Consider the following 315-nt stretch of genomic DNA (forward strand, 5'->3'; position numbering starts at 1 on the left):
TTGGCCCAGGTGCTGTCGAGCATCAGCTCGGCAGGCGGTCCGCCCGACGCGGCCAACTCCTCGAAGGCCCGGCGCCAGACGCCCGCCTTCGCCCAGCGGACCCAGCGGTTGTAGAGCGTCTTCCTCGGCCCGTAGGCCGCCGGCGCATCCGCCCACCGACCACCGCTCATCAGCACATGCACGATGCCCGAGATCACCCGCCGATCATCGACCCTGGGCACGCCCCGCGGCTTGTTGGGCAGCAGCGGCTTCAGCCGCGAGAACTGCTCGTCGCTCAGCCAGAATTCCGTCATTCCCGCTCTCCTCTGAGAGCTT

1 protein-coding gene is annotated in these 315 nt (G+C 68.9%); it reads right to left on the minus strand.

The annotated features are described in order from the left end of the window. Window positions 1-293: transposase (locus U1T56_RS24305; RefSeq protein WP_418162056.1), on the minus strand; the 293-nt coding region annotated here is incomplete at its 3' end. Between the last annotated feature and the right edge of the window lie 22 nt (window positions 294-315).

This window comes from Benzoatithermus flavus, assembly GCF_037908215.1.
Lineage (GTDB): Bacteria > Pseudomonadota > Alphaproteobacteria > Geminicoccales > Geminicoccaceae > Benzoatithermus > Benzoatithermus flavus.